Origin of the sequence: Porphyrobacter sp. YT40 (assembly GCF_006542605.1) — a bacterium.
Classification (GTDB): Bacteria; Pseudomonadota; Alphaproteobacteria; order Sphingomonadales; family Sphingomonadaceae; genus Erythrobacter.
Window position 1 is genome coordinate 3,242,075 of sequence record NZ_CP041222.1, and the last position, 21,011, is coordinate 3,263,085.

The 21,011-nt window shown below is 61.2% G+C and carries 19 protein-coding genes and 1 tRNA gene; 8 read left to right on the forward strand and 12 right to left on the reverse strand.

Features of this window, described 5'->3' with window-relative positions; all coding sequences use genetic code 11:
* Positions 1–49 precede the first annotated feature (49 nt).
* The 3 genes from E2E27_RS15325 to E2E27_RS19265 all read right to left on the reverse strand — a co-directional run bounded on the left by E2E27_RS15325 (position 50) and on the right by E2E27_RS19265 (position 2,362).
* Positions 50–985: a hypothetical protein gene (locus E2E27_RS15325; RefSeq protein WP_141460587.1), complete on the reverse strand. Its 936-nt coding sequence runs from the start codon at positions 983–985 to the stop codon at positions 50–52.
* Position 986: 1 nt separating this feature from the next.
* Positions 987–2,066, reverse strand: coding sequence for a hypothetical protein (locus E2E27_RS15330; RefSeq protein ID WP_141460589.1), 1,080 nt, complete (start codon positions 2,064–2,066; stop codon positions 987–989).
* A gap of 89 nt (positions 2,067–2,155) precedes the next feature.
* A complete protein-coding gene (locus E2E27_RS19265) occupies positions 2,156–2,362 on the reverse strand; it encodes a helix-turn-helix domain-containing protein (RefSeq protein ID WP_141460591.1) in 207 nt (68 codons plus the stop codon).
* A 387-nt stretch (positions 2,363–2,749) separates the two neighbouring features.
* Between E2E27_RS19265 and E2E27_RS15340 the strand changes: the two genes are divergently transcribed.
* Both E2E27_RS15340 and E2E27_RS15345 read left to right on the forward strand, forming a co-directional pair.
* Entirely contained in the window at positions 2,750–3,667 is a 918-nt protein-coding gene (locus E2E27_RS15340; RefSeq protein ID WP_141460593.1) for an ArdC family protein, read from the forward strand.
* A gap of 265 nt (positions 3,668–3,932) precedes the next feature.
* Positions 3,933–4,241, forward strand: a complete 309-nt coding sequence (locus tag E2E27_RS15345; protein WP_141460595.1) for a hypothetical protein — start codon at positions 3,933–3,935, stop codon at positions 4,239–4,241.
* A 44-nt stretch (positions 4,242–4,285) separates the two neighbouring features.
* Here E2E27_RS15345 and E2E27_RS15350 read toward each other — a convergent pair whose 3' ends face one another.
* On the reverse strand, positions 4,286–5,266 hold the full coding sequence (locus tag E2E27_RS15350) for a hypothetical protein (RefSeq protein ID WP_141460597.1): 981 nt from the start codon (positions 5,264–5,266) through the stop codon (positions 4,286–4,288).
* A gap of 185 nt (positions 5,267–5,451) precedes the next feature.
* Here E2E27_RS15350 and E2E27_RS15355 point away from each other — a divergent pair, with 185 nt between their 5' ends.
* The 6 genes from E2E27_RS15355 (at position 5,452) to E2E27_RS15380 (ending at position 7,814) form a co-directional block, all read left to right on the forward strand.
* Positions 5,452–5,853: a hypothetical protein gene (locus tag E2E27_RS15355; protein ID WP_181443471.1), complete on the forward strand. Its 402-nt coding sequence runs from the start codon at positions 5,452–5,454 to the stop codon at positions 5,851–5,853.
* A gap of 88 nt (positions 5,854–5,941) precedes the next feature.
* Positions 5,942–6,223, forward strand: a complete 282-nt coding sequence (locus E2E27_RS15360) for a hypothetical protein (RefSeq protein WP_141460601.1) — start codon at positions 5,942–5,944, stop codon at positions 6,221–6,223.
* A 146-nt stretch (positions 6,224–6,369) separates the two neighbouring features.
* Positions 6,370–6,445, forward strand: a tRNA-Glu gene (locus E2E27_RS15365).
* 148 nt (positions 6,446–6,593) lie between these two features.
* A complete protein-coding gene (locus E2E27_RS15370; protein WP_141460603.1) occupies positions 6,594–6,953 on the forward strand; it encodes a helix-turn-helix transcriptional regulator in 360 nt (119 codons plus the stop codon).
* A gap of 84 nt (positions 6,954–7,037) precedes the next feature.
* Positions 7,038–7,364: a hypothetical protein gene (locus E2E27_RS15375; RefSeq protein WP_141460605.1), complete on the forward strand. Its 327-nt coding sequence runs from the start codon at positions 7,038–7,040 to the stop codon at positions 7,362–7,364.
* A gap of 252 nt (positions 7,365–7,616) precedes the next feature.
* Positions 7,617–7,814, forward strand: a complete 198-nt coding sequence (locus E2E27_RS15380) for a hypothetical protein (protein ID WP_141460607.1) — start codon at positions 7,617–7,619, stop codon at positions 7,812–7,814.
* A 12-nt stretch (positions 7,815–7,826) separates the two neighbouring features.
* Here E2E27_RS15380 and E2E27_RS15385 read toward each other — a convergent pair whose 3' ends face one another.
* From E2E27_RS15385 to E2E27_RS15415, 8 genes are all read right to left on the reverse strand, one after another.
* A complete protein-coding gene (locus tag E2E27_RS15385) occupies positions 7,827–8,009 on the reverse strand; it encodes a hypothetical protein (protein WP_141460609.1) in 183 nt (60 codons plus the stop codon).
* A 284-nt stretch (positions 8,010–8,293) separates the two neighbouring features.
* Positions 8,294–9,607, reverse strand: coding sequence for a relaxase/mobilization nuclease domain-containing protein (locus tag E2E27_RS15390; RefSeq protein ID WP_141460611.1), 1,314 nt, complete (start codon positions 9,605–9,607; stop codon positions 8,294–8,296).
* On the reverse strand, positions 9,604–9,963 hold the full coding sequence (locus tag E2E27_RS15395; protein ID WP_141460613.1) for a plasmid mobilization protein: 360 nt from the start codon (positions 9,961–9,963) through the stop codon (positions 9,604–9,606). The genes E2E27_RS15390 and E2E27_RS15395 overlap by 4 nt, the downstream gene beginning before the upstream one ends.
* A 14-nt stretch (positions 9,964–9,977) precedes the next feature.
* Entirely contained in the window at positions 9,978–10,142 is a 165-nt protein-coding gene (locus E2E27_RS18815) for a hypothetical protein (protein WP_181443472.1), read from the reverse strand.
* 75 nt (positions 10,143–10,217) lie between these two features.
* Entirely contained in the window at positions 10,218–10,610 is a 393-nt protein-coding gene (locus E2E27_RS15400) for a reverse transcriptase-like protein (protein WP_234036082.1), read from the reverse strand.
* A 10-nt stretch (positions 10,611–10,620) separates the two neighbouring features.
* Complete coding sequence (locus E2E27_RS15405; RefSeq protein WP_141460615.1) at positions 10,621–11,547, reverse strand: acetyl-CoA carboxylase carboxyltransferase subunit alpha; 927 nt, start codon at positions 11,545–11,547, stop codon at positions 10,621–10,623.
* A gap of 10 nt (positions 11,548–11,557) precedes the next feature.
* Entirely contained in the window at positions 11,558–15,250 is a 3,693-nt protein-coding gene (locus E2E27_RS15410; protein WP_141460617.1) for an SDR family NAD(P)-dependent oxidoreductase, read from the reverse strand.
* A 104-nt stretch (positions 15,251–15,354) separates the two neighbouring features.
* Entirely contained in the window at positions 15,355–20,844 is a 5,490-nt protein-coding gene (locus tag E2E27_RS15415) for an AMP-binding protein (protein WP_286172768.1), read from the reverse strand.
* Positions 20,845–21,011: the final 167 nt, after the last annotated feature.

The window sequence follows — 21,011 nt, forward strand, 5'->3', positions numbered from 1 at the left end:
CCACGAACCTCGCTCGCCCTTCGGTATGGCGAAAGGGATTTCGCTCGAACTAAGTCACGCGTGGCAAGCCATCGATCCTTGGTTGCAACCAATCGATCACCTCATCCCTGAAGCCATCGTCAAGCTGTACGTCACCATCCCTAGCTGCGCTCAGCAGCCTAATTCGGTCAAAGACGACAATTTGACCAATAAGTGCTGCAATTCTCAATTCCTTATCGTCAATAACGAAAGGGGCGACAATTCCTGTGCTGGGAAGCACCGCTGAATCTAGGAACTTTTGCCATAAATTGGGGTTCGGCGTGTGTATTTTGTCCCGCCAATTTTTTCCGCTGGCGCATTGTAGAAAGAACAGTGGCATTGCCTCCCGCTCGCCCCCAAAACTCCGATAGCAAATCATATCCAAGCCACCGTCATTGCCAGCATTCAAAAGCCAGCGATCCAAGTCTGCCGCGCCAGGAACATACAGGCGGTTGACTAACTCACCCACAATCTCCGGAATGTTCTTAGTGTCGTCAGGTGACCAGCCAGCGCGGTAGGCAATCCAGCCTGGAAGCAAATGCGGGCAAATAACCTCTACAATTCGCTCAAAAAGATCGCCCTGAACCGAATATGCTTGAAAATCCTTTGCCCAGTCGGGGTAAATTCTGAGGGCTGAAAGCAATACAAAAAAAGACCTTATTGGGTCATCCCGCCAATTACCCTGTGAGCTAATCCGATTAACGGTTATGTCCACATGATCCGGCAGCCCACCCCAGCGCTTTCGCTTGGAAACTTCTTCCCAACCTTCTTCAGCGATCAAATGAGCCAAGTCCTGATTTTCATCAGAGCAAATCTGATATTCCAGAAGCATATCTATGACATCACCCTTAGTGACATCGGGGCCATCGAAAAGGGCACACGCCTCAAGCCAGTCGCCCATAGCATTTGGATCGACGTTAGATTGATTGGCGGAGTAGCCAAATTTGACCTCAGGAATCTTGAGCATTTTAGTCTAGCTCAAGCGTCTTTTTGAGTTGCTCTGCGTTTGCGAGTAGCCGCTTGGAAATTGAGATCAGACGCTCATCACCCTTGTATAAGTGAATCGATGAAAGTGATTCCTGCAAGTTATATGTCGCACTAGAAAGAAGTTCATAAACCTCTTCTTGGTCACCGCCCGCGATAACAAAGGCCTTGTCTAGGCTGGGGCGCCTCACGCTGCGAAGGTATTCCAACCCATCCGCCGAGGCTATGACACGAGCAAACTTATCGACCTCACGGGAATCCTGAACAACAGGCGGTGTGTCAGCATCCCCGAACAGCCACTTGGAATATTCCTTAAGTCTATCGATGTTATTTGCATCAATCGGCGGCTTCACGTTTTGCGGCTCAATACCAAACTTACCTTGGATGCCGAGAAATTCTTGAACGTTCTTCGACCTTAGCGAAAGAAAGAGAACGCTGAATCGATTCTCAACCTCATCCACTTCAAGTCCTTCAGTTTCCTCCATTTGAGTTAGTATGCAGTAAGCAATATAGTTACGTTCAACAGTATCGGTTTTACTGCCTATCTTTCTCATTACTTGGCGATAAGAGAGCCCGCCTTCATCGATAAGTTTTGCAATAAATTGGGCTTTTTCAGGTGGAGCCCATTCTTTGATCCCCGTCACATGACGGAAACCCAAAAATGCATCCACTTCCGCCCTATTTTCATACTTTATGAATGGAACTCGCTCAAACAGACGGTCTGGGCGAGGAACCCCTTCGATCAAATCACGCCACCTTTTGGACGCCTCTTCACCAGCGTAGGCTTTTTCAAGCCTTTGGAGTGCCGCTATGCGTCGGTTCCCCTCCACCACTACAAGGCGGTCCTGTCCTTGAAGGGGTTCGACAACGCACAACACGGCTTCATGTGGCCAAAAGCCACTTTCTAGAAATGAAGTCGCAAGCTCTTCTAATGACCAATCCTTCATTCGGTCATAAATTTGATCTTGATCCAAGTTGAGCTGGTGGGCGGCCCTTCCCAAACGGGGATTTAAAGGGTCAAGTGCAATTTGGTCTAGGCTCGTGTATTCAATTTCTCGCGTCAATTTTCATTCCCCCTTATGCTGCCGCCGCCTCTGCGGCAGGACGGGATTGAAGTTTCCATAGACGCATCTCGAAACGGAGCGCCCGACCGTTATCCGTTCTTGTATCGTACTCCGAGACCCCGTTCATCCGCCTCTAGAAAGGTCACCCCCAAAGCTTCCAAGGCTTGCTGAATGTCTCGAAGGGTACGGTCGTATGGCTCTCTTTTTTCCAATTCAAAGTCCGACAGCGTTGCAACAGATACATTTGCCTTCATAGCCAACGCCGAGCGAGAAAGCCCGATTCCTGCCCTAGCCATACGACACTGACAGGCTCTCAACACCAGTTCGCCTCCAAGGTCAGTAAAATAACCTCATGTCATACATTTAACCTGAGTTCGAGTTGAGTGCCAGAGGATTCTGCGCTCGTTTTCTATCAACCACCGCTACGTGCTCGTTGCAGTTATCCTTTCTGGTCCGCCACGCCGAGGGCGAAGCGCTAAGCCGCTTCTCCTTTTGCGCTAGCCCCTGAGTTTCCTCCGCGAACGTGGCTGAGGCCGACGGCCCGTCAACGGCCTGCCCGATCCATTCGCCTGCATTGCATTCCGGCTCCCGTGTTGTCCGTTTCGCCTGACGGCTGACGAGCCGTCTTATCACCCCAGCCTGGTCCCTTCGCGTCCTCAGGAACAGCGAAAGGAGATCAGGACATGACAACTTCACCACATGAACGCGCTGACGTTTACACCGCCATCACCGACCAGATTATCGCCGCCATCGAAGCGGGTGCGGATAATCCACAAATGCCTTGGCATTCGCAAAGCGGCCTCATCGAACGACCGATCAACGTATCGAGCGGCAAGGCCTATCGCGGGGTCAACACTGTCGCCCTCTGGGCTTCCGCCTACTGCGCCGAATACACGCACGGCCTCTGGGGCACCTACCGCCAATGGCAGGATCGTGGCGCGCAAGTTCGCAAGGGCGAGAAATCCTCGCTCATCATCTTCTACAAGGATATCGAGCCTGACGATCAGGCTGAAGGATCGTCGGAAGATGGCTTCCAGCGTCGCTTCATTGCCCGCGCATCGCGTGTCTTCAACGTCGCGCAAGTCGATAGATATGTCATCGACGAACCTGATACTAGCGTCGATCCCGTCTCGCCCTGCGAGCGTGCCGAGCAGATGATTGCTGCGTCGGGTGCTGTTATCCGCGAGGGCGGATCGAGCGCCTATTACAGCATCAAGGAAGATGCGATCACGATGCCCGACCGATTTCGCTTCACGGGCACGGCGACGAGTGATGCTTCTGAAGGCTGGTATTCGACGCTGCTGCACGAGCTGACCCACTGGTCGGGTGCCGATCACCGTTTGGCGCGCACCTTCGGCGAACGCTTTGGCGATGATGCCTATGCGATGGAAGAGATGGTAGCCGAGTTGGGTGCTGCCTTCCTGTGTGGTGATCTCGGGATCACGGTCGAGCCCCGACCCGATCATGCCGACTATATCGGTCACTGGCTGCGCATCCTGAAGGGCGACCGCAAGGCGATCTTCACGGCGGCAAGTGCTGCGAACAAGGCTGCCGAGTACCTCCTGAGCTTGACCTCGAATGACATCAGGGAGGCGGCCTGAGGGCCGCCTTTCAATTATCCGATACCGTTTAATGGAAGGGCCGCTTGTCGGCCCTTTTTCATGTCTGCCCCTGTTCGGCTGCGTCCGATCACATTGACGGGAAAGTTGGCAGGGCAGGAACACCGTCAACGGCTTGCCCGATCCATTCGCTAACGCTCCCGTGTTGGCCGTTTCCCCATGCATGCATGGGTGACGCTGCCCCTTTGAACCCTGCCGTCCTGGTCTCCCCGTCGAACGGACGAACCCGAACTTCAAGGAGGCAGACATGAACACCGACTACGCAATCATTCACAAAAACTGGAACGGCATCGAAATCGAAATCCGCTGGAGCCGCGACTATCTCGCGTATGAGGATGGTCGAGGGATGGCGCATCTGGAGGTGGAAAGCATTTCACCTGCACGCGCACCGCTACCGATCACCGAAACTGGCTATCGCTCCCACTTCATCCACCCGTCAGAGGTGGACAATTTCGGTGGACCTGAAAGCTATGTCGAAGCTTGGATCGAGGAGCTTTCTCGCAATGCTACGTGGCGGAATTCCGAAGCAGCTTCACGGCAGCTTGCGCTCTTCTGAGCGCGAGATTCCCACACTGCGACAGAACTTACGTCAAACCAATCCTATTGCTCGCTAGGCAAAACGTCGAAACGAGCGAAATCGAGATCTTCCAGGAAGCAATTCGGATCAGTGCCTGTCGCTTCGCAATAAGCCAAAATTTCATGAAAAGGGTTGCATTCTCCTCCACGGAAGCTGCCACCGGGATATCTATCCGATATTACCACGACAATCCGATCTTCAAAATCGCGTTCATGACCCCCAATGCCGTGGGCGTCGAGAATCTCAAGCATTTCTCGGAGTTCATTCTCACTAATGTTGAAGCTTCTTGCGACGTCTTGAACCAACAATTCATGTGTTTGAAGATTCCGCATTCGTTTGGATACGTTGTATGCGAAACCGCGTGCATCATGAGGAAGGTTCTTGAGGCGGTCGATGAACTCGGTGATGCCTCTTATATCATCAGGACAGTCGATCATTTCTTCGAGATTGAGAACAGTTCCTAGACCTTTCAGGGTCTTGGGATATGTTGGCTCGCTGAGTGCAGTTAAATCTGCGTAGCGATCAATCAGGGCTCTTTCAGCTCGCTTAAAGCGAGCTTCGTGAGACTCCTTCCAAGCCTCCAACATTTCAGTTGGAAATTCTTCTTCGCGATCCTCATCATCAATTGCATCGTGATGGTCCGAGCAAAGAATCAAAAGGTTTTTCTCGTGACGACAATCCTCGCTCGACCAACTTGCGTCGTATCGTGGCCCTTTTGGTTTGGGCGAACGTATGTGAGCAATCTTTCCGATCATCGTCCCACCATTATCAACCAGTGACCTCGAACAGTCCTTGAAGGCGCACTGGTTGCCGCTGTAAGCAAACAGCTTTTTTACGGTTTTTTCCTTGATTGGCAGGCGTTTATCATTTTCCATGAGCGTCTCGTTCAGCACGTGGTTTTTCAAATAGCGCAATATCGTTTGTAGGAAAGATTTGATCGGTTTTCCGTTGCCTGGCGGCCCGCGCTCTATGCGTGGACGCACCGAGCCAAGGTCTCGGCCCATGCGGGTGACGATCGCTAACGGGATTTTCTCCTAAGGGGCCTTGCCCCTCGCGCCCGCAAGGCATCCAGACGTATCCACCTCCATTTGCATTTCGGCGGAGCCTCGGCCGGAGCCTCCTTGCAGTTGCACCCCCACTTCTCGGCGAAGCGCCAGGGTTGCATGGCGCAACCCATTCCCATTCGGGAGTGATATTCAAAAAGGGAAATGAGGAGATGGAACCAGTTCAAAAACCAGCACGGGCAGGAAGCCTTTGGTATTACAGGGACGGCGGGAAACGCCTGAGTCTCAAGACAATTCGCCAGTCAGCCGACGCATCACAGATGACGGCTTTCATGGCGGAGAGGATCGCAGCAGCGGACAGACTACCAGAACCACAACGCTCGCAAGCTTTTCGCTCATTGCGAGCTGAAACGGTAGCAGAGCTGCGCAATGTCATTGGCGCATATCGTGACCTAGCGCGGCGGGGTCAGCTATCTTGCCCAGACGTGCAATGCAGCTTGTATGTCGCCACCTGTTATCTGCGATTTGAATTCGCAGCGCTGCAAGTCATCGACGAGAAGGCAACGCGACAACTCAGCCTGTTTTGAGCGCCGCGCCCTTGGGGTGCGGCGCACTCAGATTCAGATTGAATTTTGCTCCTAGATATGCAGAACATTGTAAGAACAAAATAGAACAATGTGGAACTGCCCAACGAAAGCCATCCCTCGCGAGCATTTGCTCCGAAATGCTCTTGAAGCCCTTGAAAGGGTTCAGGCAGCGATGCTGTGTGAGGACTTTCTGCCCGACCATGAGGAAGCCTTACGGGTGATCCGCAAGCACGGTTGCCTCGAAGAGCGTTACCTGAAACGCTTTGAGATCGCTTTGCGCGATCCCCGCCTGTCTCCCGACATGCGCTACGAGGCAACGGGGCAGGCTATTCGCCTGATGCGGCGACAGCTTGGCCAACTCTTTCCTTAATGACGATCAATATTATGAAAACTAATTCAACTTGAAATCTATTTAGTAAGAAAATTGATTTTTTGTTCAAAGAATACTTGCACTTGATGTCAATAAATCTTATAAACCCGTCTGTCTTTAAGGTCACATGATCTTCCGATCAGTACGTCCCGTTCGTCTAGGGGCCTAGGACACCGCCCTTTCACGGCGGCAACACGGGTTCGAATCCCGTACGGGACGCCAGATTTTATGCTGCTATATCAATAATTTAATCCACAATTCAATTCTGTAATCAGATCAGAGATTTATCGCTCTGGTTCGAATCCCGCGCATCCCATCCGATTGGCCAGCTTATTAATTTCTCATAGCCTTCCTGAAAAAGGAGGCGACTATGGAGCAATATCTACTAAAAAACTTGGCGGAACTTGCAGAACTACGAGCTAGAAACATTCGGGAAGAAGCGATGATCTGGGATATTCTCAGCCGCGACTTGAAGCGGGAGGCCAAGCGCAGAGAAGAGAGATACTTGGATCGGCCTGCAACGCCCAAGGTGGATGCACCCGATCACCAGATGATCGACGACGCCCTTTATGTCCGTGTCAAAGACGCAAAGCGCATCATGGGGCTTGGGCACACCAGCCTTTATAATGAGATCAAAGAGGGCCGCCTCCCCATCAAGAAGGCAGGTCGCAAGACGCTTATCTCGATGGCGGCGATCCACGAATGGTTCGCTCGGTTGCCATCGGAGTAGGTTCATCGAAGGCATGCGGACTTCCACCCAATCGCTTTGAGCAGCGAAGCTAGTCCGATCCTCTTGAAACTTTGGAGGACGACCATGCCGCGAGTGACCCGCCGAGATTTGTTGGATTGCAGAATCGACCTTTACGACCAGTGCCAGGGTCTTGCCGCGACGCTTGAAATCAATCTTGCCGATTTCGCGGGGCGGCTCGGTATCGCGACCGACCGCGAGTTAGCGATGATGCGCAACGGCGAGCCCTGTATCCCGATCTCTTCGATCCCACGGCTGGCCATATTGATGATGCGGCTTCAGGATCAGGTGAATGCGGCATATTTCCGACAGTTGCAGGAGGCTTGGCCTTCCGACGAGGTTCAGGGCGAACTCTTTTCCTTGGATGATGAATTCGACGGTTGTCCGTTCTGACGGTCTGCATGTGTCAGTCCGATGCTCCTATGAAGATCACATGCTCACGGAAATGTGCCCCTCGGCTTCTCTTCATGGGGACTAAGACACGGTGCCAGCGGGGATCAATGCGGCTCGCTTCCTTCGTGCAGCTCCGCCCCCGTGAACGGGCTAACGGCATTTGACCCCGCGTGGGCAACCCCCGTGTCTTTCCAGTGCTCCCATGAAGCCGACGGGCTCATCCGTTCGGCGAAGTGAAAAAGGAGCATCAAAATGTCTGACACCAACACAAACCGTCCCGCCTTCCGCCTCTATTCCGTAACTGGCGAAGGCAAGTCCGCCCGCTGGACCGATATCGGAGTGGCCTGGCCGACCCGCGACGGGAAAGGCTTTTCCCTCAATCTGAACGCCCTACCGCTCAATGGCCGTATCGTCATGCGCGAAGTGACCGAGAAAGAGGCCGCCGCTTAGGCGGCCTCCCCCTCATCGGGGGCTGATACCGCGACGAGCCAATTCGTCGCGGATCATCAGCAGGGCAGTCGAGGCATTGCTGAAAGTGGCGCTGAGGCGCGGGTTGCTTGCAATCTCGCGAGTAGCTCGCTGAAACAGGTCGCGCAGTTGGGCCTCGCTTTTGGCTTTCAAGCCGTCTTTCGTCAGTCGGAACATGGCATCCTCCCTTGGAGTTTTCCGCCGCCCACCACGGGCCGCGTTACGGGAGGAGTGTTTGAATCCGAGGTTCGGACAGATGCATTGCCCGCAATCGAAAGCACGACTGGAGAAGGCTTTACGCCTTGCATCCGCACGGTCACGGGAATCGGATTAGTAGCTCCGGCTTCATGTAACAACGCGGCAGCCTTGTTTGGGACGAGAGAAAACCGCTGGGGAGGAGACCGTTCAGGCCGAAAGGCTTGGGAGTGGCGAACGCCAGCTTTGACCTAACTTTTTCAAGACTACCGCCCGAGTTCAAGTCCGCGCGTCGGCACGCTTCGGGATTGCTCCCTTGCTTGCCCTGAGCTCCGTGAAAATTCGCTCCGCATGGATTGCTGATTGCCGTCCCGCATGAGGCGGTAATTGGCTGCCTGATTATGCAGGCTCAGAATCTGCCGCGCATGACGCTCACGGGTTTGCTTGATCTGCTCTTGCAGTTTGCGGCGTTCGGCATGTTGAGCGTTCAGCATGGCCTGACGCTGATCGCGGTCACGGCGCAGCGCATAATAGGCCTCGAATTCGTTCTTCTTGACCATCTTGGCATGGTCGCCCGTGAGGCGATCCCACAGGCCCCGCACGCCCGTCCGCAGGCGACTTGCCCGCTCTTTGGTCTCGCGCTGCCACCGCTCGCGCTGGCCTTTGGCCATGCGCTGGCGCTCTTCGGCATGCGCCAGTTGCAGTTCCTTCTTCTTTTCAGCGAGCGGTTTCAGCGCGTCCCGCGCCATGCGCTTGGCTTCTTTCAGGAAGCCATCAAGGCGAGGCGCAATGGCTTTGGCAATATGCGCCTTGGTTTCCTCGACACTGCGCAAGTTGTCCGCCTTTCCGAGGCGGGCCGTCACGTCCTTGGCTTTGACGCCGATCAGGCGCGAGAGCGCGAAGACCTCGCCCTCATAGGTGACGGCGACATGAGAGCGCCTGTCGCCCTTGGCCAAATACAGCCCGCGCTCTTCGAGCGCATGGGCAAAGGTTTGGGTGTTGTCCGAGACCGCCCAGCATTCCTGGGCAATCCCTTTGACGGTCTTTGCATCCAGTCCCGCGCGTTTGGCCTGCTGCCATTCTTCGAGTGTGAAGTTGCGCGGATCACGCGCTTTGCTGTCCATCAGGCCAGACGGCATCTTCCAGCCGTTTTCGAGATAGAGCTGCTTCGAGACTTCGCGGAGTTTCGACTTGAAGAAGGAAAGCTGCTTGGCGGTCATGGTCTCGGCATCGATCCGCGACCAGACCGCATGCGCATGACGGCGGCCTTCCTTTTCATGAAAGACCACCATGCGGGGCTGACCTTGCAGGCCGAGCTTTTCTTCGATGGACGCGAGCGCGCCTTCAAAGACCTCGATGGCGACATTTTCGGTTTCAGGAGGGTTGAGGGAGACGGAGAATAGGTATTGCTTGCAGCGCGTCCCCTTGGCCATCGCATGGGCTTCTTTCATCGCGCCCATGACGTTCTCGGACATGAAGCCACGGACTTCATGCACCTCGACATGCTCGTTCTCTTCGGTTTTGAGGAGGTGCTGACCGAGTTGCGCCGCACCACTACGCTGAGAGGCCTTGAGGATCATGGCGTGACCTCCAGTCCCAAGGCCTGAATGAGCAGCTTCCGTATCTCGGCAATGTCCTTTGAGGCGTCTAGCAATGCCTCTTCGGTTTCAGGCGTGACGGGGAGCGTTCCGAGATTGGCTTGTTTTGCGAGCTGATTGAGGTTGTTCGCGATACGCGACTGGCCGAGCTGGCCAAGGACGCGCAGCAGCGAATCTTGGTCGATCTGGCTGAGACGCTTGCGGCGCGGTGGCTGATCGAGGAGGCGCGAGCGGATATAGGCTCCGAGCGGCATGCCTTCGGCTTGCTCTGCAAGCCGTGCCCGCTCTTCGAATGACAGCCGAAGCGAGAATGGAGGATCGTATGGCTTTCGTGCCATCCAGCCCTCCGATTTCAAGACCTACGACGACGCCTCCGCACGGTCGCCAGACGACGGTCGCGCGGTGCGTCCTCGTCCTCACCTTCCAGTTCATCGGGATCGAATGTCTGGCTGAGGCTGGTGTGCTGGAGAATCTTCTCCCAGCCCGCCAATTCCTCCAGGATTTGGTTTGTAAACACTCCCTCAGAGTGCACCGTTTGCTGTTGCGCGCTATTCGACCCCTTGCTCGAATTCGCCCCCTGAGGCCGCCAGCGTCAGCGATTGCGTCCGGCGAGCGCGATTCCGGCGAGGTTTTGCCCGCGGGGTGTCCATCTGATCTGGCGCGGTCGGCGGTGCGTGGCGGCGGCTTTGTAGCGCGCAAGGTGCGCGGCGGCGGCCTCGGAACCCGGGCGGGATGCGCCATTGGCCTGCCGGACGACCTCCAGCGAATCGCCGATCAGGTCGAACTCCTCCGCGTTGAGCGATTGCGCAACCTGAAGCGCGATGTGCAGCGCCGTCCATTCGGCGTCGCTGCTCGTGCCGGTGCCCAAATCATCATAGAAATGCGCGACGCCGCGCGCGACCACGGCGACTTCGATGGGGCCGGGGTTGGGCCGGCAGCCGCCATCGAAATAGACCTTGAGCCGGCGGGGTCGATCCTTCTGCACGCTCGGCGCCTTATCCCAGCTTGAGGAAAAAATCCTCGCGCTCGCGGCGCAGCTGCGCAGGGCTGAGGACGGCGAGGCTGTCGAGCTCCGCGCGCAGAGCCAGCGCCAGCCGTTTGGCGGTCTCGGCAGGGTCGCGGTGCGCGCCGCCGCGCGGTTCGTAGACGATGCGGTGGATCACGCCGAGCTTGAGCAGGTCGCCCGCGGTCACCTTCATCGCCTCGGCGGCAGCGGGGCCTTGCGCAGCACTGCGCCACAGGATCGAGGCGCAGCCTTCGGGCGAGATCACGGAATAGACCGCGTGTTCCAGCATCAGCACGCGGTTCGCCGCTGCGAGCGCCACCGCCCCGCCCGATCCGCCCTCGCCGAAAATCACCGCCACCAGCGGCACGCCGAGCGACAGGCACGCCTCGGTCGAGCGGGCGATGGCCTCGGCCTGCCCGCGCGCCTCGGCATCGACACCGGGGAAGGCACCGGGGGTATCGACCAGCGTCACCACCGGCAGGCCGAAGCGGTCGGCCAGTTCCATCATGCGGATCGCCTTGCGATAGCCCTCGGGCCGCGCCATGCCGAAATTGTGGTGGAGCCGCCCCGGCGTATCCTCGCCCTTCACATGGCCGATCACCATCACCTTGCGCCCCTCGAAGCGCGCGAAGCCACCGATGATCGCGGCATCGTCGCCAAAGGTGCGGTCGCCCGCGATGGGCAGGAAATCGGTGAACAGCGCGGCCACCAGCTTCTCGAACCGGGGACGCTGCGGGTGGCGCGCCACAAGGGTCCGCTCCCACGGCGAGAGCCGCGCATAGGTGTCGGCCAGCAGCTTGTCCGCCCGCTCGCGCAGCATCCGCGCCTCGTCGAGCCCCTCGGGCAGAGCGGAAAGCTCGGCGACGTGCTTGTCGAGCGCCTCGATCGGCTTTTCGAAGGGCAGGTACTGGATCACGCCCGCGCTTCTACACCGTCATCGACATCCCGCGATAGATCCGCGCGCGATAGCGCGAATCCTCCGCATCGGGCAGCGGCGCGCCGACCAGCAGCACCGCGCGGGCAAAACGGCGCACTTCCTCCAGATGCTCGTCGAGATCGCGCGGTTCCTCGGACTGCACGCGGCGGGTGAGGTTGATCTGGTTGACCGGCACGTCATGCACCAGCCGCTCGTTCTCCACGGCGAGCGTCGCGGTGAAGGCGTGGAGCGTGGTCTTGATGAAGTTCGCCAGCGCGAAGGCCGGGGACTTGTCGCCCATCGGCACATCGGGGCTGGTCAGCACCAGCTGGCAATCGTCATACAGGGAGGCGCGGCGCGAAACGCGGAAGTGGTGGGTGAGGTTGTCAGCCACCACGGTGCGGAACTCGTCCGGGGTGAGCGGATCATCGGCGGCGAACAGCTTGCCCGGCAGCGCTGCCATCGGGGTCGAGAGGATCGTGGTCGGCTTGCCCCATTGGATCAGGGCATCGTCCATCGCCGCCTCGATGTCGCTTTCGACCACCAGCGAGGTGAGCGACTGGGCGACATCCTCGTCAAGCTGCGCCCTGATCGCGTCGAAGGCCTCGGCGGTGCGGGTGATGACCACCACGTTCGCGACCTGGCAATCCTCGATAAAGGCGCGCGCGGTTTCGGCGAGGTAATCGGCGAGGTGCTCGCCGATGATCCACACGGTCTTGCCTCGCATCTGGTCGAGCCGCTCCTGCTTCGGCGAACCGAACAGTTCGCGCTCGGTGGTGGAACGTTCCACGCTGAGGCCACCCGAGGGCATGAAGGTCTCGCCGCTGACAGCCCGGTCGGCGAGGAAGAACACCGTCGCCTGCGCCACGTCATGCTCGGTCGGCATCTTGCCGAGATAGAGCTTGGACAGCACCCCGCCGCCGACCTTCTTGGCCTCGACCGCGATCTTGTCGGCGGGGAGGAAGGGCGCGTCCTCGGGCGGCACGCGCAGCAGCCAGTCGCCGTCTTCGCTCGCGGGCCGCTCCGACCATTCGGGCGCGTCGAGGAACAGGCCCGCCTGCCTTAGGCGCCCGATCAGACCGGCAGCGATCTGGGGGGTGAGAAGATACTGATCCCAGGTGCAGGTGCCATCCCCCTCGCGCGCGCAGGCGAGTGCCAGCTCGCGCAGTTCGCGCGGGTTGTTGGTGTCGTGGCTCATCTTGACGGTATCGTTGCGCGCGAGCCGCGCCAGCACCGCCTCGACCCTGACCCCACGCCGGATCGCCTTGATCGCGGCGGCGTGGACGGCATTGAGGCGCTTGTTCTCTAGGATCAGCTTGCCGCGCCGCTCGAACAGTCCGGGCTTGCCGCCCGTGCCCGAGAGGCGGTCGCCGTCCACGGGGCCGGGAGCGATGGCGTTGAACTGCACCTCCGGCCCGAGATAGCGCGCCATGCTTTCGACCATCGCGCGCTGCCCGGCCTTGGAGACGGCGTAATCCGCGCGGTTGGGATAGGCGACGGCGAGGTACTTCTCGCCGCCGAAGTAGCTCGAAACATTGAGGATATAGCCCGAACCTTGCGCCTTCATCAGCGGCGCGACGTGGTGCATCAGGAAGTAGTTCGATACGAGGTTCGCATCGAGCGTGTAGTTCCAGGCGTCGACCCCCATGTCGACCACCATGTCCTCCGCGCCCGCAACCCCTGCGTTGTTGATGAGATAGTCGATCCGCCCGAAGGCCTTCAGCGTCGCATCGACGGCACCTTTCAGGCTCTCGAAATTGCTGACATCGACATTGGCGAGGGTCTGCACCCGGCGCTCGACCCCCGCGAAGCCGATGTCTTCCAGTTCCGAGACGATCCGCGCGCGGGCCACCGCGAGTTCGCTTTCGCGCCGCGCGACCATCATCACCTTGCCGCCCGCGAGCGCCAGCAGGCGCGCCACCTGTCCGCCGATCCCCGCAGAACCGCCGGTAATCAGAGCGACCTTGCCCAGATGCAGGCCGGTGATGTTCTCCGAGAAGCCAGGCATCGCCTTGCGCGCCCCCGTCGCCTCGCCAATGTTCGCAGGGACGTAGAGCGTGATCTCGCCGAGCTTGCTCTCCTTCAGCAGGATGCGTGCGGCGTGGCCTGCGGTGAAGCGGATGTTCTCGGCTTCCGTATTGGTGAAGCGCACGATCTGGTTGCCCCACTCGGCCTGACGGCGGCGGCCATGAGCGGTGTCGATTTCGGACTCGTCGCGCCAGATGCGGATCAGCTGTTCCGTGGCGGCGCGCAGGATGTGGCCGTAGATGTCGCCCTTGCCGTCGCTGGCATGGCTGACGAAGACGAAGCGCGGCGGTTGCAGCAGGTTGTCGTGGCGCTTCCAGTAGCGGCTCAGCGTGCGGGCGAGCGCCATGTTGCCCGCCAGTTCGGCGTCCATCAGTGCTTCGACCACGCTGTCATCGGCAGCGGTTATCGCGCCGCTCAGTTCGCCAGCCCCGAGCGCCGGGAGGAACAACGCGCCGCTGACCGGCGTGCCTTTGGCGGTGTAGTCCTCAAGCGCGGCTTCCATCGCCGCGGGGTCCTTGCGGCTGAAGCGGATGATGGCGAGCTTGTCCGACAGGCCCAGCGCGGCGCAGCGCTTCTCGGCGATGGCGACGTCGGCGGCACGCGGCAGGCCGAGGACGACTTCCGCCCCGCAGGCAAGCTGCACCTGCGCGATTTCGAGCGCCTCTTCCCAGTCGTCTCCCGCCGCGATCAGAACGGCGAGGCCGGTGCCGTCCATCGAGCGCATGGTGGGGCGCGCGAGATAGGTCGAGCGCTGCTCCTTGCGCACGCTCATCCCGTGGGTGACCTCGAAATCGTGTCCGTTGTAGGCCGCGCTTTCGTCCGAGCCGAGGAACACGCAGGTGGTGGCGATGTCGGTCGGGGTGGGGAAAGTCTTGGCCTTCGGATTGCCGCCGGTCGAGCGCTCGAGGCTCATCATGTCGAAGAACTGGTTGGCCGTGGTGCCCGCCTCGTCCCCGCGCGCCTTGTCCATCGCAGCGAAGACATTGCGGATGCGCTCGCTCTCGATCGGGCCGGGGTAGACGAGGTTGACGCGGATGCCCTTGGGGCCAAGCTCCAGCGACAATTCGCGGCTCCACGCGTTCATCGCCGCCTTGGGCACGACATAGGCCGCGCGCGCGTAATAGGGCGTGCGGCTGAAAATGGTCGAGACGTTGATGATCGAGCCGCCCTCGGGAATGTGCTCAGCCGCCACCCGCGCGACGTTCCACGCCACGCCGAAGATGTTGCGCAGCGCCTGCCCGACCGTTTCGCTGTCCGTGCTGCCCGCCTTCTGGAGCGCGGCCAACTCCTCCGCCGACAAGGGCAGGTTCTCGATCGGCTGCTTGGGCCCCGCGCTGCCGGCGTTGTTCACGAGAACGTCAATCCGGCCGAACTGCTTCACCACCTCGGCGATCGCCGCGCGGACCGAGGCGATGTCGCCGCCATCGAGCGCCACGGTGGCGAGCCGCGCCGGTTCCGCGCCGGTCGCTTTCAGCAGCGCTTCGGCTGCCGCCTTGGTGCGATCGGGGGTTCGCCCCGTCATCACCACGGTTGCGCCTTCTGCAAGGTAGTGGGTGACGATATGGCCGCCGAGATTGCCCGCAGCCCCCGTGACCACCGCGACCTTGCCCGCGAGACGGCCGGGGATATCGCCTTGCAGAGCAGGCGCAGCGGCTACGGCTTTGAGTTTGGCCATGACTCTCTCCTCACAGAAATTACAACGAGACACCGTCTCGCTTTTCGTTTCGTTCAAACCCTGGGGAGGAGAGCTTCGAACGTTTCAAAAATGGCAATGCAACATCAGTCTTTCGGTTCCCCGTCGGGTGGCGCCGTCTGGGTTGCGGCCCAGGCTTCAAGCAGTGCGTCGCGGCTTCTCAGGCCCATTTCGGGGAGCGCGTGATTGACCACATAGGTCGAGCCCGTGTGCCGGTTGTCCCACATCGCCTGATGCGCTTCCGGCAGACCGCCCCACGGCACGACTTCCGGCTCGGTCACTTCGAGCAGCCCCGCCGCGATCATGTCGTTCATCCGTGCGACTTCGTAGGCGTTGCACAGGTGCGTGCCGAAAATCTGCGCGGTCGGCATGTAGATGCGCCGCTGGCGCGTCCAGACCTGCGGCGCGTAGAAGGTGAAGCGGCAGCCGGTGAGGTCCTCGGCAAAGATTACCCGGCCCGTGAAGGGCTTCACCAGCGAGGTTGAGATGCCGAGCGTGTCCTGCCCCGCGCGCTCGAACACCAGATCGGGGCTGCCGCGGGGATTGTCGGGCGAGCGCAGGATCTTGCCCACCGCCGAGCCGAAGGGCTTCATCACCCGGTCCTGATAATCGCGCACGGCGGCCTTGAAGACCTCGATATCGGCCTTGGCATCGGGCAGGCGCGGCATGGTGTCAGGCCAGTGGAAATTCGTGCCCTCGCGGCGGCGGATGGCTTCGAGGGAGACGATCCCCTCGATCGCATCCTCCAGTCCCAGCGATTGCAGAAACTCGCGCTGGCCATCGGTGGTGGTGGCGATGACGGACCTGGCGTTGAACCGTCGCGCGGCCTCGATCATTTCGAGCCCGGTTTCGTCGAGCAGTTCGCTCGTTCCCGGCCCGTAGAAGATCAGCACCGCCTCGCCGCCGCGAAGGCTGGCGCGGCGGAGCATTTCTTCGGGGCTCGCCGTTCCCGGCTTGCCCATGAAGCTGAAGTGATAGCCCGACGAGGCGCCGTAGAAGGCCAGCGTCCCACCCTCTGCCAGCAATTGGAACGAGCGCGGGAAGGCTGTCTCGCCCGCGTGGCTGACGACGTAATCGGCCAGCTTGCCGCCGTTGAGCCGCTTGTATTCCTCGACCAGCGGCGCGCCTGCGGCTTCCCACGCGATGGCCTCCGCCTTATCCTCGGGCACGACGGTGTAGAGGTCGTCGAAGCGCGCATCCTTGCGGTTGATCGCCCCGACCGCGCCTTGCACCTCGGTAATGAACCGGGCGCGTTCCTCGGAGGACACCAGCCCCGTCACCTGCAAGCCCGTTCGCACCGAGGACCGCAAGGCATCGAGCCCCGTCCCCGTCGCCGCGCCCTCGACGAACAGCGTCCGCCCCGGCGCAATCTCTAGCGTCGTGAACAGGCAACGCGCGATGGTGCCGAGGTTGAGCACATAGCTCCCCGCCTGCTCGAGCGTGAGGTCAGGCGGCAACTTGTGCATCTGCGGAGCCTGCACGGTCAGGAACTGGGCGTGACTGCCGGTTTCCGTCTCGTAGCCCTGAATGCTGAAATCGGCATACATCGGATCATTGCCGACCTGCGGGCTGAGAAGGTCATTTGTTCCCGAATAGACGGTGACAAGATCGCCGACCTTGATACGCCCTTGCGCCCGCGTTTCCGAGCCGAGCGCCGCGACCAACGCGATGCCACCGGAGCCGGTGATCTGCACGTCCTCCTCGTGCGCATCGAAGGGCGAGACGGGGATGCCGGTCAGCGCCCAGATGTCGTTGAAGTTGACCTCGCTCGTCAGCATGTAGAGCAGCGCCTCATTGGGCGCGGGCTCGGGCACCTTGACGATCAGCTCCTTCTCGTGGCTCGCGGGCGGGCCGAAGCGGGGCTGGCCGGTGTCGGGATCGCGGGCGATGCCGAAGGCGTATTGGTGGCGCGGGATCGGTGTCACGCCGGGATAGAACGGCGCTCCTACGGGAAGCAGCTCGCCTGCCGCCTCCAACGCTTGCGCACGCATCTCGTGCTCGGCGTCGATCCACACCCCGTCGCGCCGCACCGGGAGCGGGGGCGCGACCTTGTCCATGAATTGGCGAATGCCTGTCTTGCCGCCTTGCGGGTCGACGATGGCTTCGGCGAAGAGCCGCGCCTCGCGCGCGGTGCCTTGGGTGACGCCGTGTTCGAGCCCCGTGCGCACCGCGTCCAGTGCCCGCGCGCCCGCAATATCTCGCCCGGCCCATTCGAGCTGCCGGAGGATGCGCTGGAGGAAGTCATCCTCAAGCACCGCGTCAAGGCTGACGTCCGACGCCGCTTCCCACCGCACGGTGGCCGCCTGCCGCTCCGCGAAGGCGCAGCCGAGCGCGCTGCCGGGGCCGTTCTTCACGAAATCGCGCACCGCCGCGTGAGCCGCCGAGAGCGCATCCGTTGCACCCTCGACCAGCTCGTCGACCACGCCGATGGCCGCCGCCTGTTCCGCCGTGATGCTGCGCCCGCCGAGGATAAGATCGAGCGCATCGCGCACTCCTTCCGCCCCGCGGCGGTCGGCGAGCAGGCGCGGGAGGCGCTGGGTGCCGCCGTAGCCGGGCAGCAGACGCAGGCGGATCTCGGGTTGGCCGAAGCGCGCCACGGGCTCGGCGATGCGGTAATGACACGCGAGCGCGAACTCCATGCCCCCGCCCAGCGCCACGCCCTGCACCGCCGCGACGCACGGCTTGTTCATGCTCTCGATGGTGCGGAAGGCGAGGTGGGCGTTGTTAGGGAGCACCATCGCTTCGTCGACCGTGTGGATTTCCTCGAGCATCTGGCGGATGTCCGCGCCCGCGACGAAGGACGATGTGCCCTCTCCGGTGAATACCACCGCGACCACGTTGTCGTCGCGCGCCAGCGTCGAGGTAACCAGCACCAGCTCGTCGATCGCGCGTTCGTTGAGCGCATTGACAGGTGGATTGGTGACAGTGACGGTCGCCACCTGCTTGCCGGGTGCAAGCGTGTTGTATTGCACGAGGAAATAGCGGTGCCGGTCGAACAGCGCCTGTTCGTCGCTCATGCGCTGCTTGCGCTGCCAGTCGGCGATGACGCGCTTGAGCTCGTCCAAAGCCTCGGGGTTGCGGAGGGTTGTGACGTCGCCCACATCCTCGCCCACCACCAGCGCGCGGACCATGCGGCGCATATATTTGCCCGAGCGGGTTTCGGGGAATTGCGAGACCTCGATGAAGTCCGCCGGCACCGCCACCGCGCCCTTCTCGGTGCGGACCAGATCGAACAACCGGCGCTTGTCCTCATGCGTCAGCTTGCGCCCCGCCACCGGCACCACGAAGGCGAGCGGGGTCAGCCCCTTCTCGCGGTGCGGCGCGCCGACCACCAGCACGTTGCCGACCGGCGAGTCCGGCGCCAATGCCTTGTCGCGCAGCACTGCGCCTTCGATTTCTTCCGTGCCCATGCGGTGGCCCGAGACGTTGATGACGTCGTCCGAGCGGCCATGCAGGGAGAACGAGCCGTCCGCGTGCTGGATCGCGAAGTCGCCCTGAGTATAGGCCCATGCGCCCTTCCAGCGCCGCCAATAGCCTTCTTCCCAGCGCGCAGCGTCCCCGCGCCAGGCGGGATCGACGCGACCGTCTTCGACCTTGAAGCCCGCGATGTCGCCCCAGATCGTGCGCGCGAGGTAGGGATAGGGCGCGGCGATCACGATCTCGCCCTTCTCGCCGATATCGGCCTTGCGCCACGGCGCGCCGCCTTCATCGGAGCGGGTAAAGGGAGCGTCCGCGCCTTTACCAGCCTCGTCCTCGACCCACACATCGCCGACGATCCACGGCAGCGGGTAGGCGTGCGCATCGGGCCGCAGCGGGAAGTCGTCATTCGCGAACATATGCGTCCACGCGATCCCGCCGTGCTCGGTCGCCCAGTAGGAGTTGATGTAGCGCGGCGTCACGTGTTCCATCCCGAAGGCTTGCACGCTGGGGCTGACCGGCTCGGCGCAGAAGGTCGCCACCCGCAGCCCGCTCATGTTGTAGCGCTGCACCTCGGCGAGGTTGTCGGGATCGGACATCACCGATTTGAGGAAGGTCACCCCCGCCTTGAAGATCGTCACCCTGTGCCGCTCGATCATCGAGGCGAAGCGGCCCGCGTGGGGGAAGACCGGCGAGCCTTCGCTCACCAGCGACGTCACCCGCGTCATCAACGGCGCGCAGATGAGGTAGCTCTGACCGGTGATCCAGCCCGGATCGGCGACTACGAACAGCGTGTCGCCGGGGCGTGCGTCGAAGCTCGCCTTCATCGTCTCGGCCACGCCCGCCGCATAGCCGTGCGCGTGGACGATCCCCTTGGGCTTGCCGGTGCTGCCCGAGGTGTAGATGAAGAACATCGGGTAGTCGGCATCGACCGGCATCGGCTTCGACGACGCCCAGATCGCGCGGACGAAATCGGTGTCGGACAGCGCCAGCAGGTCGGCTTCGGAAGCGACATTGAAGCCCGCCCCGCGCGCCTTCTCGAGCACGGTGACGAGTGCCGCGTCGGTGAGTTCGTGGCTCCAGCGGTCGCGCTCCTCGCGCCAGATCATGTCGGGCTGGTGGGTGTGACGGCACACGATCACCGCCTCCACGCGCGGCGGAAGGGTCACGAGGCTGGAGGCAATCGCGATCCGCACGCGGGCGGCATCCGCAGAGGTGATGCGCCCCTCGCCGCCCAGCTGGATCAAGGCCTTGCCCACGCCGCGCATCACGTCCGACCGGTCGACCGTGATCTCCCCCGCCAGCGCCTCGCGGACTGCGGTTAGGACCGTTTCGTGATCCTCGCGGCCCAGCTCGAGATCGAGGCCGGAGAGGATTTCCAGCGCCGTCGTCACCGGCACGAAATTGTCGAGCGCCGGGTCGGTATAGGCATTCTTGAACCCGGCGACCTGCGCGTTGCGGTAGGACCCGTCGGAGGTGACGATGACCCGCGCGCCGGTATCGGCGATGCGGTCGCTGAGGGTCTTGTCGGAGAACCCGCCGAACACCGCCGTATAGACCACGCCCATCCGCTTGGCAGCTTCGGTCCAGTAGATCTGCGGCACGATGCTGGGCATGTTCAATGCCATGCGGTCGCCCGGCTTGAGGCCCAGCGCCTCGAGCGCCACCGCGCACTTCGCCACCTCCAGCAGCAGCTTCTTGCGGCTGACCGTGAAGCAGTCGATCGGTGCGCCTTTGCCGCCATAGGCGCTCATGTCCCAGCGATCGCCCTCGAAGATCAGCGCGGCTTCATCGCCGTGGCCAGCGAGTACGTGGCGATCGAGTTCGGAGAAGGCGGCATTGGTGCGCCCGCCGACGAACCAGCGCCAGTGCGGCGGGTTGGAGCCGTCGAAGCCGGTGTGCCAAGGCGTGAAACCATCGGGGAGATCCGGGCTGACCGGCGCGGCACTGGCGGCATCCCAGCCGTGCCAGCGCCCATCCTCGCCCTTAATCAGCCACGCGCCGGCAGGGCCTGCCTCGGCCACGAACCAGTGCATGTTGCGCCCCGCGATATCGCCATGGAACGCGCCCGGATTGGCCAGCGCAGCGGCGCGCATCGCCTCCCAGTCGGCGCGGGTGCGCACCGGATTGGTCAGCGCCGCAGGCGCGCGGTCGAGCACAGAGTTGTCAGAAATGACACCACCCCCCAGATCATCGCAAACAGGCGCGGCGCGTGATCCCTGACGCTTGGCGGCTATGCAGCAAAATTACATGACGTCGCCGCCAGCAGCAAGAAAATGCCAAACCGCACCGTCATCGCGACAACGCCGCTTCAGCGAAACGGTTC